The sequence below is a fragment of the Providencia sp. PROV003 genome, from assembly GCF_045040775.1.
In the GTDB taxonomy this organism is placed as follows: Bacteria; Pseudomonadota; Gammaproteobacteria; order Enterobacterales; family Enterobacteriaceae; genus Providencia; species Providencia huashanensis.
Genome location: NZ_CP096369.1, coordinates 1289058 through 1302749 on the forward strand (window position 1 = coordinate 1289058; position 13692 = coordinate 1302749).

General features: G+C 41.5%; 11 protein-coding genes. 9 read left to right on the forward strand and 2 right to left on the reverse strand.

The window, feature by feature from the left end:
• Nucleotides 1-22 precede the first annotated feature (22 nt).
• Nucleotides 23-955, forward strand: a complete 933-nt coding sequence (locus tag M1F14_RS05920; protein ID WP_370661197.1) for an ABC transporter substrate-binding protein — start codon at nt 23-25, stop codon at nt 953-955.
• Between the two features lie 72 nt (nt 956-1027).
• Nucleotides 1028-2689: an iron ABC transporter permease gene (locus M1F14_RS05925; protein WP_166686578.1), complete on the forward strand. Its 1662-nt coding sequence runs from the start codon at nt 1028-1030 to the stop codon at nt 2687-2689.
• A 57-nt stretch (nt 2690-2746) separates the two neighbouring features.
• Here the strand turns inward: M1F14_RS05925 and yghU are convergent, their stop codons facing one another.
• The gene (yghU, locus tag M1F14_RS05930; RefSeq protein ID WP_042845605.1) at nt 2747-3589 is read right to left on the reverse strand and encodes a glutathione-dependent disulfide-bond oxidoreductase; all 843 of its coding nucleotides are present in this window, start codon (nt 3587-3589) and stop codon (nt 2747-2749) included.
• 486 nt (nt 3590-4075) lie between these two features.
• Here yghU and M1F14_RS05935 point away from each other — a divergent pair, with 486 nt between their 5' ends.
• The 7 genes from M1F14_RS05935 (at nt 4076) to M1F14_RS05965 (ending at nt 13016) form a co-directional block, all read left to right on the forward strand.
• Nucleotides 4076-5593 carry a class I adenylate-forming enzyme family protein gene (locus tag M1F14_RS05935; protein WP_042845604.1) on the forward strand — a complete coding sequence of 506 codons (1518 nt, stop codon included), beginning with the start codon at nt 4076-4078 and terminating at the stop codon, nt 5591-5593.
• A 69-nt stretch (nt 5594-5662) separates the two neighbouring features.
• Nucleotides 5663-7231, forward strand: a complete 1569-nt coding sequence (locus M1F14_RS05940) for an acyl CoA:acetate/3-ketoacid CoA transferase (RefSeq protein ID WP_042845603.1) — start codon at nt 5663-5665, stop codon at nt 7229-7231.
• Nucleotides 7232-7257: 26 nt separating this feature from the next.
• On the forward strand, nt 7258-7995 hold the full coding sequence (fabG, locus tag M1F14_RS05945) for a 3-oxoacyl-ACP reductase FabG (protein WP_048605961.1): 738 nt from the start codon (nt 7258-7260) through the stop codon (nt 7993-7995).
• Between the two features lie 8 nt (nt 7996-8003).
• Nucleotides 8004-9188 carry a thiolase family protein gene (locus tag M1F14_RS05950; RefSeq protein ID WP_071548651.1) on the forward strand — a complete coding sequence of 395 codons (1185 nt, stop codon included), beginning with the start codon at nt 8004-8006 and terminating at the stop codon, nt 9186-9188.
• A 121-nt stretch (nt 9189-9309) separates the two neighbouring features.
• Entirely contained in the window at nt 9310-10650 is a 1341-nt protein-coding gene (locus tag M1F14_RS05955) for an MFS transporter (protein ID WP_071548650.1), read from the forward strand.
• A gap of 33 nt (nt 10651-10683) precedes the next feature.
• Nucleotides 10684-11847 (forward strand): glycerate kinase, encoded by a 1164-nt coding sequence (locus M1F14_RS05960; RefSeq protein ID WP_042845597.1) that lies wholly within the window; start codon nt 10684-10686, stop codon nt 11845-11847.
• A gap of 14 nt (nt 11848-11861) precedes the next feature.
• Nucleotides 11862-13016: a sugar diacid recognition domain-containing protein gene (locus M1F14_RS05965; RefSeq protein WP_042845596.1), complete on the forward strand. Its 1155-nt coding sequence runs from the start codon at nt 11862-11864 to the stop codon at nt 13014-13016.
• A gap of 12 nt (nt 13017-13028) precedes the next feature.
• On the opposite strand, the gene narL is transcribed toward M1F14_RS05965, so the two are convergent.
• Entirely contained in the window at nt 13029-13685 is a 657-nt protein-coding gene (gene narL, locus M1F14_RS05970) for a two-component system response regulator NarL (RefSeq protein WP_042845594.1), read from the reverse strand.
• Between the last annotated feature and the right edge of the window lie 7 nt (nt 13686-13692).

A 13692-nucleotide genomic window follows, 5' to 3' on the forward strand; every position in this document is an offset into this window, starting at 1 on the left:
ATTTTCACTAAAGGGTATCACAATGAGTCTTGGCCTTTCCTGTGCATTATTTTCCATTCCTTCCCAAGCAATTACGGTTTATACCGCAGGGCCTGGCGCTATGGCGAAACAATTGGCGGCGGGGTTTGAAAAACAAACAGGCACTAAAGTGAATGTTTTTCAAGCTACAACCGGGAAAGTAATGGCAAGGCTTGAAGCTGAACAAGCGAATCCCCGTGCTGATGTGTTGATTTCTGCATCATGGGATACGGCAGAGGATTTGCAACAAAGAGGTTGGCTGTTGCCTTATGAAAGCGCAAATGCCCAGCAAGTGCCTGCACGTTTTAAAACACCTTATTATGTCGCCCAAGGTGTTTCTGCATTGGGTATTGTGTGGAATAGCCAAAGTGGCACACCAAAACCTACAGATTGGCAGGATCTTGCTCAACCTGCTTTTAAAGATAAAGTCACGATGCCTGACCCTGCACTTTCTGGTGCATCATTAGATTTAGTCTTAGGGTTACAAAATGCCAAACAACAGGCTGCTTGGACATTATTTTCTGAATTAAAAGCCAATGGAATGGTGATTTCTGGGCCGAATGCGCAGGCGCTTACTCCTGTATTGCAAGGGGCAAAAGCGGCAGTATTTGGTGCGGTAGACTATGTGGCATATAGCAGTATTGCCAATGGTGAGTCGATTGAAGTCATTTTCCCTAGTAGCGGTACGGTAATTGCGCCTCGCCCGATGATGATTTTAAACAGTACTAAGCAACCTGATGAAGCCAAAGCCTTCATTGATTATGTATTATCTCCAGAAGGGCAAACGATAGTCGCTAACGCTTGGTTAATGCCTGCTAGGGCTGATATTGAAGGGAAGCGGCCTGATTTTTCAACACTCAAATTATTACCAGAAGCAACAGTAGATAACGCAGAACGTAGTGAAGTGCTAACGCGTTTAAGCGCACTTTTCCGTTAAATAATGCAACAAGGTAATTTTAATTAGCAAACCGCTGGGTATGCATAATACCCGGCAGGAGTGTTGTTTCTAATGATAAAAATTCGTTTTTTACCTTTATTGGTGCTCATTGCATTAATCATTTTAGTCGTGATCCCTTTGAGCTTCATTATTTTACAGGCGGTTTTCCCCCAATTAGGGCAGGGAATATTTGAACAACCATTCGAACCAATTATTCATTTACTGAATGAGCCAGAGCTTCCACTGTTATTGCAAAATACTTTGTTGTTAGGTGGTGGGGTCGCTGTCATCAGCGCAATGATTGCTATCCCTTTAGGGGCACTACGAGGCTTATTTAATATCCCTTTCGCAAAAGGCTGGGATTTACTGTTTCTAATCCCTTTTTTGATACCACCTTATATTGCGGGGTTATCATGGATGTTAACTCTGCAACCCAATGGCTATTCTCAGCAGCTTTTTGGTCTGAGCCCAGGAAGTGCCATTTTCTCATTAGGTGGCATGATGGGGATTATGGCTTTAAATTTATTCCCCGTATTGTATTTTGCCGTATCGAGAAGCATGGCTGCGAATGGTAATAGACTTGCTGATGTGGCTCAGGTTCATGGCGCTACCCCTTGGCAGGCCTTTTTTAAAGTGACGTTGCCGTTATCATTACCATCGATTGCCGCTGGGTTACTACTCATTTTTACTCTAGCGATTGAAGAATACGGTATCCCAGCAGCAATTGGTGCGCCTAATGGTATTCGAGTATTAACGACGGATATTGAACAACGCTTAGCGGATTGGCCAATTGATTTACCCGGTGCAGCATCGTTATCACTGGTGCTGGCGAGTATGGCAATTTTGGCTTATACCTTACAGCGTTCTATTGTTTCTGGGAAAAATGTTGTCACGACGACAGGAAAAGCGGCAGCACAAGTGACTCGCTCGTTAGGTGGCTGGCGTTGGCCAGTTGTTGGGATATTTACATTTACTGCTTTTTTGGCGGTGGGAATGCCTTTATTAGCGATGTTTGGTACTGCATTTTCCGCCACGGTTTCAGGTGGATTGGCTTGGGATAACCTGACGTTAAGGCATTTCTCAGGGCTAATTGACTCGCAAACAGAGGCTCTTTCAGCATTGTTGACCAGCGTTTCTTTAGCGACTGTAACAGCAATATTGACAGGGATATTAGGTTTCTTATCGGCTTGGATCGTTGTATCACAACGTATTCGTGGTGCTGCTGTTATCGATGCGCTTTCTTTACTGCCAATTTCTATTCCTGGCATTGTTATTGCGGTAGGGATGATTTTGGCTTGGAACCAGCCCTTTTGGCCTATAACACCCTATCATACATGGGGGATCTTACTACTTGCCTATAGTTGTTTGCTTCTTCCTTACCCTGTACGTTATTGCAGTGCCGCATTAACCCAAATCGGCGGAAGTTTAACGGATGCTGCAAGGGTACATGGTGCTTCAGCTATCACGACATTACGTTTGGTACTTTTCCCGTTGGTATTACCGAGTTTAGTCGCAGCCATGATGTTAGTTTTTGCCGTGGCTTCTCGAGAGTTAGTTTCTTCATTATTGCTAGCCCCAGCGGGTATGCAAACCGTATCTATTTTTGTTTGGCGTCAGTTTGAACAAGGCTCGATAGGTAGTGGGATGGCAATGGCCTGTTTGGCGGTATTAATTAGCTTAAGCTTAATGCTGTGCGCACAATGGGTAGAACAGCGATATAGCAGAAAGTCATAAAATAAAGCGCAAGTAAGTTTGTGAGTACTTACTTGCGCGTAAGAGTCATTTAATACATTACTCGCTAATATCACTCGCATCGTGGCGTTCGCGGACTTGTTGTGCCGGGTCACCTTGTAGACGGTTCACTCGGCGTCCACGTTGCACGGCTGGGCGTGCATAAACTTCATCAGCCCAACGAATAACATTTTTATATTCATGGACAGATAAAAACTCAGCCGCATCGTATAACCAGCCTTTTACTAGAGCACCATACCATGGCCAAATTGCAATATCTGCAATCGTATAGCTGTCACCGGCGACATATTTATGGTTGGCTAAGCGCTTGTCTAATACATCGAGTTGGCGCTTGGTTTCCATCGCAAAACGGTTAATTGGGTATTCGAATTTTTCAGGAGCATAGGCATAGAAATGCCCAAAACCGCCACCTGCGAAAGGCGCTGAACCCATTTGCCAAAATAGCCATGAGAAGGTTTCGGCACGCTCTGGTTGGGTTGTCGGTAATAACGCAGAAAATTTTTCGGCTAAATACGTCAGAATCGAACCTGACTCAAATACTCTAATAGGTTCTTCGCCACTTCTATCTACTAATGCGGGAATTTTTGAGTTAGGGTTAACTTCAACAAAACCAGAACTAAATTGGTCGCCTTCACCAATATTAATTAGCCAAGCGTCGTATTCAGCCTCTTTAATGCCAAGGGCTAGTAGCTCCTCTAACATGATAGTGACTTTTTGTCCGTTCGGCGTTCCTAAGGAATATAGCTGTAGTGGGTGCTTACCTACAGGTAATGCCTTTTCGTGAGTAGCACCAGAAATTGGGCGGTTTATATTCGCGAATTTTCCACCATTGCCTTGTTCCCATTGCCAGACTTTAGGGGGAACATAAGGGGAGTTTGCCATGAGTTATCTCCTTAACCGTTTTAAAGGGGGCGATTTTTCTCTTCAATAATCTTATGTTGAATGATCTTCACTGTAGCAATCTGCGATGAATTCGCCACCTTTTTATCGTATTTTACTGCGGGAGGTGCTTGAACCGCACAGAATGCATGAAATAGCCACCTAAGAAAGTCAGTTAGTCATTTACACAAAGATTACCTTTAGGTGGGGGGATTGTTCATGCGCACAATAGCGAGTCAATAAATGGGATGAATATACTTAAGACTGAGGTTTGAAAATCATACCCAAAGTCAAATAGTTCAATTTATCATCATCTTTAACGCCAAAAAAGGCACTTAAGTAAAAAATAATTAACAAACCGATTGTGCAGATAGCTAACTTAAATAAAAAAAAGGTGTGAACAATATGTGAACATTGGCACTAATTTATGAGGTGGCATTTTATACATTGATAGTATATCAGCCATATTCAGTTGTGTTGGAGTGTCTCATGCTTGCATCAAATTCAAATATTTATCAAAGCTTATTAAATAGAGCAAAAATACAACCAGATGCTATAGCCATTGTATTTGAAGAGCAAAATTGGAGTTATCACCAGCTACTGGTTAAAGTAAACCAAACGATGCATTGGTTAACATCCAGTTTGCAATTGAATAAAGGTGACCGCATTGTATTAGGTTGGGGAAATACCATTGAATTCTGCCAATTATTTTATGCTGCTGTGGGGTTAGGGCTGCAAGTTATTCCTTTAAGTACTAAAATGAAAGAGTTTGAAGGAAAAGAACATGTACTGAATATCAATGCGAAGGCAATTTTTTGGGATGACAGTTATCAACCTTGGCTAGCTCCATTAAGTGTAAAAGGTATGAGCCTTTCACAATGGCGTGCCTTAACATTAACTGATGAAATTAACTTTATTAATCAGGTTGACAATGATGACCCTGCTGTAATTATTTTTACTTCAGGTACAACGGGTGCCCCTAAAGGTGCTGTTATTACCCATAAAAATATATTATCTGCAATATATGCATATCAGGAAACATTACAGTTATCTGAGAAAGACAAAACAATACTTGCTGTGCCTATTTACCACATTACAGGGCTTTCAGCTATTTTAGCCTTATTTATTCATATTGGTGGGACAATTTATCTACATAAAAAATTTAATGCACAAGAGATTATTTCCACAATTGCGAAGTCGAATATAACATTTTTACATGGTTCACCAACAGTATTTATATTATTAATTCAAAAAATAAAAGAAAATAAAAGTATCAATTTAGAAAGATTTAATACATTGCGAATGATTGCATGTGGTGCGGGCCATTTAAATGAAGGCACAATTAAAGAATTATCATATATTTTTTCAAAGACATCTATTCATTCTATATATGGCTTAACGGAAACATCGTCTCCTGCAACAGTTTACCGTGACGATATTCGTAGCAGTAATAAAAAAGCAAGTTCTGGTACGCCGGTACCGGGGATTCAAGTGGCGATCCGTAATGAAAAAGGTGATGATCAACCCGCAAATAGTACCGGTAATATCTGGGTTAAAGGGGATGTTGTGATCCAGCGTTATTGGCCTGATTGCCCTGCGAATAAATCTTCATTTAAAGATGGTTGGTTTTTTACTGGGGACATCGGTTATATGGATGATGAGGGCTACCTTTATATTCAAGATAGAATTAAAGATATGATTAACCGAGGTGGTGAGAAAATATATTCCATTGAAATGGAGGACCTTATTTCTAATTACCCTGGTGTCAATGAGGTTGCTGTTATCCCTATAGAAAGCGCAATTTATGGTGAAGAACCGATCGCATTTATTATTCCAGAAATGCAAGTGTGTTTAACCAGTAAAGAAGTTATTGAATGGCTAAAGGAGCGGGTTCCAAATTATAAAGTTCCTATAAAAATTATATTTACACGTAATTTCCCTAGAACTTGGAATGGGAAAATAAGTAAAAAAGATTTGAAAAAACGATATTACTCTTTAAATAACTAACATCTAAATTAGTTTTTAATTAATCAAATAAAAGGCTACGAAATATTAGCCTTTAGGCAGGTTTTTATCATGAATAATAAATTTATCTCTAAACAGGAAGCCGCTAAATTAATTAATGATGGCGATACAGTTTGTACTGTGGGAATGACCTTAACGAGTGCTGCTGAATCTATTTTATCGGCAATTGAGCAACGTTTTTTATCTGAAGGCTCTCCAAAACAATTAACTTTAGTCCATGCGGCAGGGCAATGTAACCGTATTCGGGGTAATCAACATTTTGCTCATCAAGGAATGGTGAAACGCATTATTGGTTCACATTGGGGGTTAGCCCCTCGCTGGATGCAGATGATCAACGATAATCAGGTTGAGGCTTACTGCCTTCCTCAAGGGCAGATGGTGCATTTATATGGTGCGATGGCGGCTGGTCTACCGGGGCGCTTGTCCAAAGTTGGGCTAGGGACTTTTATCGACCCTGACTTAGAGGGGGGAAGAATGAATGCGAAAACATTAGCGCTTCCGTCCCTTGTGGAGAAAGTTAATTTCAAAGGGGAAGCGTGGTTATGGTATCCCGAAATTCCATTGGATGTTGTTGTGATCCGCGGTACACATGCGGATACTAAAGGTAATTTGACCACAGATGAAGAAGCCATGTCGTTGGAGGTATTGCATGCTGTTTTAGCGGCAAAACGCTTTGGTGGGAAAGTCATTGCTCAGGTGAAGTATTGTGTTGAAGAGGGGACTTTGCACCCGAAGCGTGTCACTGTTCCAGCCAGTTTTATTGACCATATTGTGGTTTGTGATAACCCTGAAGAAGATCATCGTCAGTCCTCAAGTTGGTTCTTTGATCCCACATTGTGCGGCGATATTCGAACGCCAGTGCAGCAAACCACGCCGTTACCTCTTGATATTCGTAAGTTGATCGGGCGCATCGCTTGCCGTTATCTCACGGAAAACTGTGTGATCAACTTAGGAACAGGGATACCTAACGATGTGATCGGTTCAATTATCCAAGAAGAAAATGCGACCAAACGCGTAGATATCACTGTGGAATCTGGTATTTGGGGCGGTGTTCAAGCGGGGGGAATCGATTTTGGTATTGGCCGCAACCTTTCTGCCATGATCAGCCACCAAGACCAAATGTTGTATTACAACGGTGCAGGGGTAGATATCACCTATATGGGCGCGGGGGAAATGGATGCCAGTGGCCATGTTAATGCTACTTTGCTTGGCAATATTTGCCCGGGTGCAGGTGGGTTTATCGATATCACGCAGAATGCTCGTCACGTCGTTTTTTGCTCAACATTTACGGCTAAAGGGTTAGATATTCGTTGTGAAAATGGGCAGTTAAAGATTATTCGTGAAGGTGATATCCGCAAGTTGGTGGATAACGTTAGGCAGATTTCTTGGAACGCAGATGTGGCGCGTCAGATTAACCAAACTATGCATTTTGTCACGGAGCGTGCGGTATTTACCTTGGGTGAGAAAGTCCCTGTGTTAGTAGAAATCGCCCCGGGAATTGACCTTGAGCGTGACATTCTTGCTCATATGGATTTTGTACCAGAAATCTCCCCTGATTTAAAAGTGATGTGCTCTTCATTATTTAAAGAAGCGCCTTTTGATCTGATTTCATATTTATAGTCTCAATATTAAAGAGGGATTTACGCATGTTAGTCAAAAATAAAGTTGCCATTGTTACAGGATCAGCGAGAGGGATAGGGTTTGCCATTGCACAAGTATTGGCAGAAGAAGGTGCAAAAGTGGTGATATCTGACCTTTCGATGTCCTCTGGCGAAGAAAGTGCGAAGCAATTACAAGAAAAGGGTTATGAAGCTGTTTTCATCCCATGCGATATATCGAAGCGTGACCAGGTTAATGAGTTGTTTTTAAAGACAAAAGAACATTTTGGCACCATTGATGTATTGGTCAATAACGCAGGGATAAATCGTGATGGCATGCTGCATAAATTAACCGATGATGATTGGGATAAAGTTATCGATATCAATCTAAAAGGTACGTTTAATTGCATGCAAGAGGCTGCAAAACTCATGCGCGAACAAGGCAGCGGACGCATTGTAAATATTTCATCTGCAAGCTGGTTAGGGAATGTTGGGCAGGCAAATTATGCGGCATCGAAAGCAGGTGTCATTGGCCTAACGAAAACGGCCTGCCGCGAATTGGCACGTAAAGGGGTCACTGTGAATGCGATTTGCCCAGGGTTTATTGATACCGATATGACTCGTGGTGTTCCCGAAAAAGTGTGGGACATCATGATCAGTAAAATTCCAGCAGGCTTTGCAGGCGACCCGCGTGATGTCGGCCAATGTGTGGCATTTTTGGCTTCCGATAAAGCGCGTTATATCAATGGCGAAGTGATTAATGTTGGCGGCGGCATGGTGCTGTAGGAGGAAATATGAAACAAGCAAATGACATTGTGATTGTAAGTGGTGTGAGAACGGCAATTGGGACGATGGGTGGTAGCTTTGCGAACACTCACCAACATGATTTAGGTGCGTTAGTTATTCGTGAAGCGGTAAAGCGTGCAGGGATCGCCCCTGAAGATGTTAATGAAGTGATTGTGGGGAATGTGGGGCAAATCGCAGAAAGTGGGTTTATTGCCCGTATTTGCCAATTGCGAGCAGGCTTACCAAAAGAAACGACCGCGTATTCTGTTAATCGCCAATGTGGTTCAGGGTTACAAGCGTTAGCTGATGGCATGATGTTGTTACAAACTGGTCAATCAGATGTGGTTGTGGCTTGTGGTACAGAAAATATGACCATGCTGCCTTATTACCTGCGTAAAGCGCGTTACGGTTATCGCATGGGGAATGATGTTTTAGAAGATGGCTTAACATCAATTCTTACTTGGCCTGAAGGCCCATATCATAATGGTATGACCGCAGAAAATGTGGCCGAGCAATTTCATATTTCCCGTGAAGAAATGGATGATTTCGCATGGAACAGTCAGCAAAAAGCATTGAAAGCCATTGAAGAAGGCTATTTTCAAACGCAAATTTTGCCAGTTGAAATCGCAGAAGGGCGTAAGGGAACGCGTATTTTTGATACGGATGAACACCCGCGCGATACACCACGTGAGAAGCTTGCCAAATTACGTCCCGCATTTAAGGCAGATGGCGTGATTACAGCGGCTAATTCATCAGGGATTAATGATGGAGCCGCTGCGTTAGTCATGATGCGACGCGAAGAAGCTGAAAAACGGGGGTTGAAACCTAGAATGAAAGTGGTTGATTGGGCCGTTGCGGGCTGTGAGGCTGCCATTATGGGGTTTGGCCCAGCACCTGCAACACGCCGCTTGATGGATAAACTCAAGATGGACGTCAAAGATATTGACCTTATTGAGTTAAATGAAGCTTTTGCCGCACAAGCAATCGCAGTGATGAATGATTTGTCGTTAGACAGTTCTCGAGTCAATGTGAATGGCGGCGCAATTGCTCTTGGTCACCCTGTTGGCGCTAGTGGAGCAATCCTACCTGTAAAATTAATGTACGAAATGGAGCGTCGTCAGGTTTCTACTGGGCTAGTGACCATGTGTATTGGTGGTGGTCAAGGGATATCAATGTTGTTTGAAAAAGAATAAGAAATATTGCAAGCAGAAAGCCCGACGTGGGGCGTCGGGCTGTTGCTGAAGTAATAACAACAGGTAAGTCACTTATGACGAAGAACTATACCTGTTTCACCACAACATGAGGATCTTATCTATGTTTTCTACAAATGCAAATTTAGATTATGTTGCGCAGGGTAAAAAAACGAACGCAAAGATATATCGCAACCTGATGCCTTTACTGATCTTAGCTTATATTATTAGTTTTATTGACCGAACAAATATTGGGATGGCAAAGCACGCCATGTCAATTGACTTAGGGCTGTCAGCAACCGCATTCGGTATTGGTGCAGGGCTGTTCTTTCTGACCTACTCGATTCTTGAGATCCCAAGTAATTTGATTATGGAAAAAGTGGGAGCGCGGTTTTGGATCACACGGATCATGATCACTTGGGGGTTATTATCTGCTGCGATGGCATTTGTGACTGGGCCTACCTCATTTTATATTTTACGCTTATTACTTGGTGCGGCTGAAGCAGGGTTATATCCCGGTGTTATCTTGTATATGACATATTGGTTTAGCCAAGAAGAGCGTGCCAAAGCAACAGGGCTATTTTTACTTGGTGTCTGTTTAGCCAATATTATCGGTGCGCCGTTAAGTGGCTTATTATTAAGTATGGATGGCTTATTAGGTTTCCATGGTTGGCAATGGATGTTTGTTATTGAAGGTTTACCTGCAGTGATCTTAGCTTTTGTTGTCTGGTTTGTTTTACCCAATAAACCTGAAGATGCAAAATGGTTAGATGAGGATGATCGCAATTATATTAAATATAAACATGAACAAGATAAAAACAGTATTAGTGTGAGTAATAGTAAATTTTCACTGATGGCAGCATTTAAAAATAAAGCCTTCATGATGATTGTCGCAATTTATTTTACTCATCAATTTTCAGTTTATGGCTTAAGTTATTTCTTACCAACAATTATTGGAGAATATGGCAAGTTAACACCAATTCAAATTGGGTTATTAACAGCTATACCTTGGATCTCAGCAGCGATTGGTGGCATTTTTGTGGCAAGAAAAGCCAATACACCTCGTCGTTCATCGCGCATTTTAATTTCAGGTTATGCCGTTATGGCTATCGGGCTAGTGATTGGCGCTATGGGCGGGCCTGTTGTCGGTTTAATTGGATTCTGTTTAACCGCATTTATGTTTTTTGTTGTCCAATCTATTATTTTCTCGCTTCCACCAACCTATATGAGTGGCAGTATGCTGGCAGGTAGCTTGGCATTGTTAAATTGTCTGGGGTTATTTGGTGGTTTTCTTGGCCCATTTATTCTCGGATTTTTTGAGGACTATACTGGTACTGCTACATCTGGATTATGGTTTGGTGTTGGTTTACTTGTTATCGGCACCATTATCGCCTCACGGGTCAATACTGGTAGTATAGGGGATAGTGCAAAAGTGGAAGCTACTACCTCAATACAAGTAAAGTAATACAACATCGCCATTTACAATAGGAAAGTCTGCATGAAAATTGTTATCGCACTTGATTCCTTTAAAGGAAGTTGTTCAGCACAGCTTGCGTGTCAGGCTGTTGCAGAGGGTTTCGAGCGTGTATCCTCCGAGTTGGATGTGACGTTATTACCTATCTCTGATGGTGGAGAAGGTTTGTTGGAGTCACTAGAGCACAGCCCAGTATTATCAGGTGTCACACCTTATACTTTTAATTGTACTGGCCCATATGGAAGTAAGGTTGATGCACGATTATTAGTATTAGAAGGAAAGACGGCCTTTATTGAAATGGCGCAATGTTGTGGTTTAGAACTGGTTCAAGCAGAACATCGTCAAGTTGAAAAAGCGTCGACTTATGGCTTAGGTGAAATGGTAAAACATGCACTCGATTTAGGGTGCACACGCATTATTATCGGTATTGGTGGAAGTGCAACTAATGATGGTGGTGCGGGTTTTGCACAAGCTTTAGGCGCAGAGTTTTATGATAATGACCAACAGCTTATCGAATTTCCCATTAATGGCGAAAATTTGATAAATATCGCAAAGATTAACTTTGATAAATTCGATCCTCGTGTAGCGGATGTCGAATTTAATGTTTCTTGTGATGTTGAAAACCCGTTATTAGGTAAAAATGGCGCAACCTATATTTATGGCTCACAAAAAGGCGCTGATAAAGCGATGTTAGATAAGCTTGAGCTAGGCATGGCTCATTACGCTCAATTAATGACAAAAATTACAGGGAAGGATTTCTCATTGGATGCGGGGAGCGGCGCTGCTGGCGGATTAGGGGCTGGGCTACGTTGGTTTGTTTCCGCTAAGCTTGAGAAGGGGATCGACTTGGTGTTGGGGCTACTTGGTGCGGAGTCGTATATTCAGCAAGCCGACCTTGTTATCGTTGGGGAAGGGCGGCTTGATAGCCAAAGTGCCAATGGTAAAGCTCCTGTTGGTGTCGCTCGTATGGCAAGTCATTATGGGGTACCAACAATCGCACTATGTGGGGGGTACAGTGAAGATAGCCGTATTTTATATCAACATGGTATCACTGCCATGTGGTCACTTTGTCCGGGGCCAGTTTCCCTTGAGCAGGCAATGGTTAATGGAGAACGTTATTTAGCTGATACGGCTGAAAATTTGTTACGTACTGTATTATCTAGCCATAGTAAGCAAATAAAACATTAAGATGAGGCGGTAATATGCTACTGACTGAAAAATTAGCTAATGATATTGTCACTCGTGCAATGGGGATAATCCATCACAACGTCAATGTGATTAATAGTCAGGGTGTAATTATCGCCTCAGGTGAAAAAAAACGTATTGGTGAGACTCATGAAGTCGCGGTGGAAGTTATTCGCTGTGGTAAACGGATCACCATTTATAATGAAAATGAGGCGAGTCGCTATTCCAATGTCGCGCCTGGTATTAATCATCCAATTATGGTGGCAGATAACGTTGAATTAGTGATTGGTGTCAGTGGTGACCCGGTTATTATTCAACGTTATGCCGAATTAGCAATACTCACAGCAGAGTTATTAATTAAACAGGAAATTGAGCGGCGTAGTATTAATTGGCAACATCGTTTACGTGATATGCTATTTGTGCAATTTATTGAAAGCACTACGCCAATGCAAGGTCGTAGTGCTTTATTGAAATTACACAATTCGGGTTTTTCATTTTCGTTGCCTACAATCCCGGTCATTATTAATATAGAAGCGATTCAATATCGGCCAGAAATTCTGGATTCCATTATTACTGAATTGTCAGCAATGGAAAAAAGTGATGTATTACTATTAAATAGCCGTGAAATTTTGATGTTATTTCCATCAACATTTTATAAAAACGAATCCTTTATTTCTCATCTACATTTTATTTTAGATAGTCAACTTAGCCAGTACTATATTGGTGTTGGGGTTCAAGCTGATACGGAAGAACATGTGAGAGATGCTGTTCATTTCGCACGTTCAGTCATTGATGTAGGGCGGTTAACCGTTCCTGAGAAACAAGTTTTTTTATTTAAAGAAATGGCCTCTCTGTGTTTATTTAATGAGTTGGAGAATAGCTATTTATTTAATTTTTTCTTAGATATTTGCAATAAAATATTATTACATGACTCGGGGGATATCTTGCTTGAAACCCTAGAGTTATTTTTATCGCAAAATGGCGAGGTTGGCAGCACGGCGCAACAGTTAGGTATTCATAGAAATACATTAAGTTATCGATTACAACAAATTAAAAAGCAAACAGGCTTAGACCCGACAAAGTTTACTGACCTTATTCAACTGTCTGTTGCTATGCATGGCTATCGTCGGCGTTATCCGAAACAACAGCCATGGTTGGATGCGTTAACTTGATCTCAATGGGCATTATTTTTGCTGTAAAACAAATATTGCAGCTTCGACCCGTGACTTTAAATTTAGTTTTTTCAATAAATGTTTTACATGTACTTTTACTGTACTTTCTGTGATTTGCAATTTATTAGCGATCAGTTTATTTGAAAGGCCTTGTGCTATTAAGTTTAAAATACGGGTTTCTCTTGGGGTCAACGACGACAAATTATGGTCCGCAGAGGTTCGATTGTCTCTTAATGATTCAGCTAATACGGTGGCAAGAGTAGGGCTAACTACCATTTTACCGCTGGCGGCTTCTTTTAAGGCAACAATCAGTTTTTCAGGTTCCATATCTTTTAATAAGTAACCGTCCGCCCCCCGCTTTAAAGCATTAATTAAGTCTTCGCTGTAGTTTGAGACAGTAAACAATATAATTCGGCCAGAAAGTTCTCGGCTACGCAAATCATCAAGTACTTCAAAACCATTCATACCGGGCATATTGAGGTCTAATAAAATTAAGTCAGGGTCTTGTTCTTCGGCAATTTTAATACCTGTCACCCCGTCATCAGCTTCACCAATTACCCGTAATGTGGGCTCTAAACTGATTAATTGCTTAACTCCGTTACGTAGCATTGGGTGGTCATCAATAAGTAAAATGGTGGATTGCCCAATGGTGGTATTTTTATTTTTCATGAACGAG

Coding starts and splice junctions, on each gene's coding strand:
- M1F14_RS05960 (WP_042845597.1), top strand. CDS start 10,684: ATGAAAATTGTTATCGCACTTGATTCCTTTAAAGGAAGTTGTTCAGCA.
- M1F14_RS05950 (WP_071548651.1), top strand. CDS start 8,004: ATGAAACAAGCAAATGACATTGTGATTGTAAGTGGTGTGAGAACGGCA.
- fabG (WP_048605961.1), top strand. CDS start 7,258: ATGTTAGTCAAAAATAAAGTTGCCATTGTTACAGGATCAGCGAGAGGG.
- narL (WP_042845594.1), bottom strand. CDS start 13,685: ATGAAAAATAAAAATACCACCATTGGGCAATCCACCATTTTACTTATT.
- M1F14_RS05955 (WP_071548650.1), top strand. CDS start 9,310: ATGTTTTCTACAAATGCAAATTTAGATTATGTTGCGCAGGGTAAAAAA.
- M1F14_RS05965 (WP_042845596.1), top strand. CDS start 11,862: ATGCTACTGACTGAAAAATTAGCTAATGATATTGTCACTCGTGCAATG.
- M1F14_RS05925 (WP_166686578.1), top strand. CDS start 1,028: ATGATAAAAATTCGTTTTTTACCTTTATTGGTGCTCATTGCATTAATC.
- M1F14_RS05935 (WP_042845604.1), top strand. CDS start 4,076: ATGCTTGCATCAAATTCAAATATTTATCAAAGCTTATTAAATAGAGCA.
- M1F14_RS05940 (WP_042845603.1), top strand. CDS start 5,663: ATGAATAATAAATTTATCTCTAAACAGGAAGCCGCTAAATTAATTAAT.
- M1F14_RS05920 (WP_370661197.1), top strand. CDS start 23: ATGAGTCTTGGCCTTTCCTGTGCATTATTTTCCATTCCTTCCCAAGCA.
- yghU (WP_042845605.1), bottom strand. CDS start 3,589: ATGGCAAACTCCCCTTATGTTCCCCCTAAAGTCTGGCAATGGGAACAA.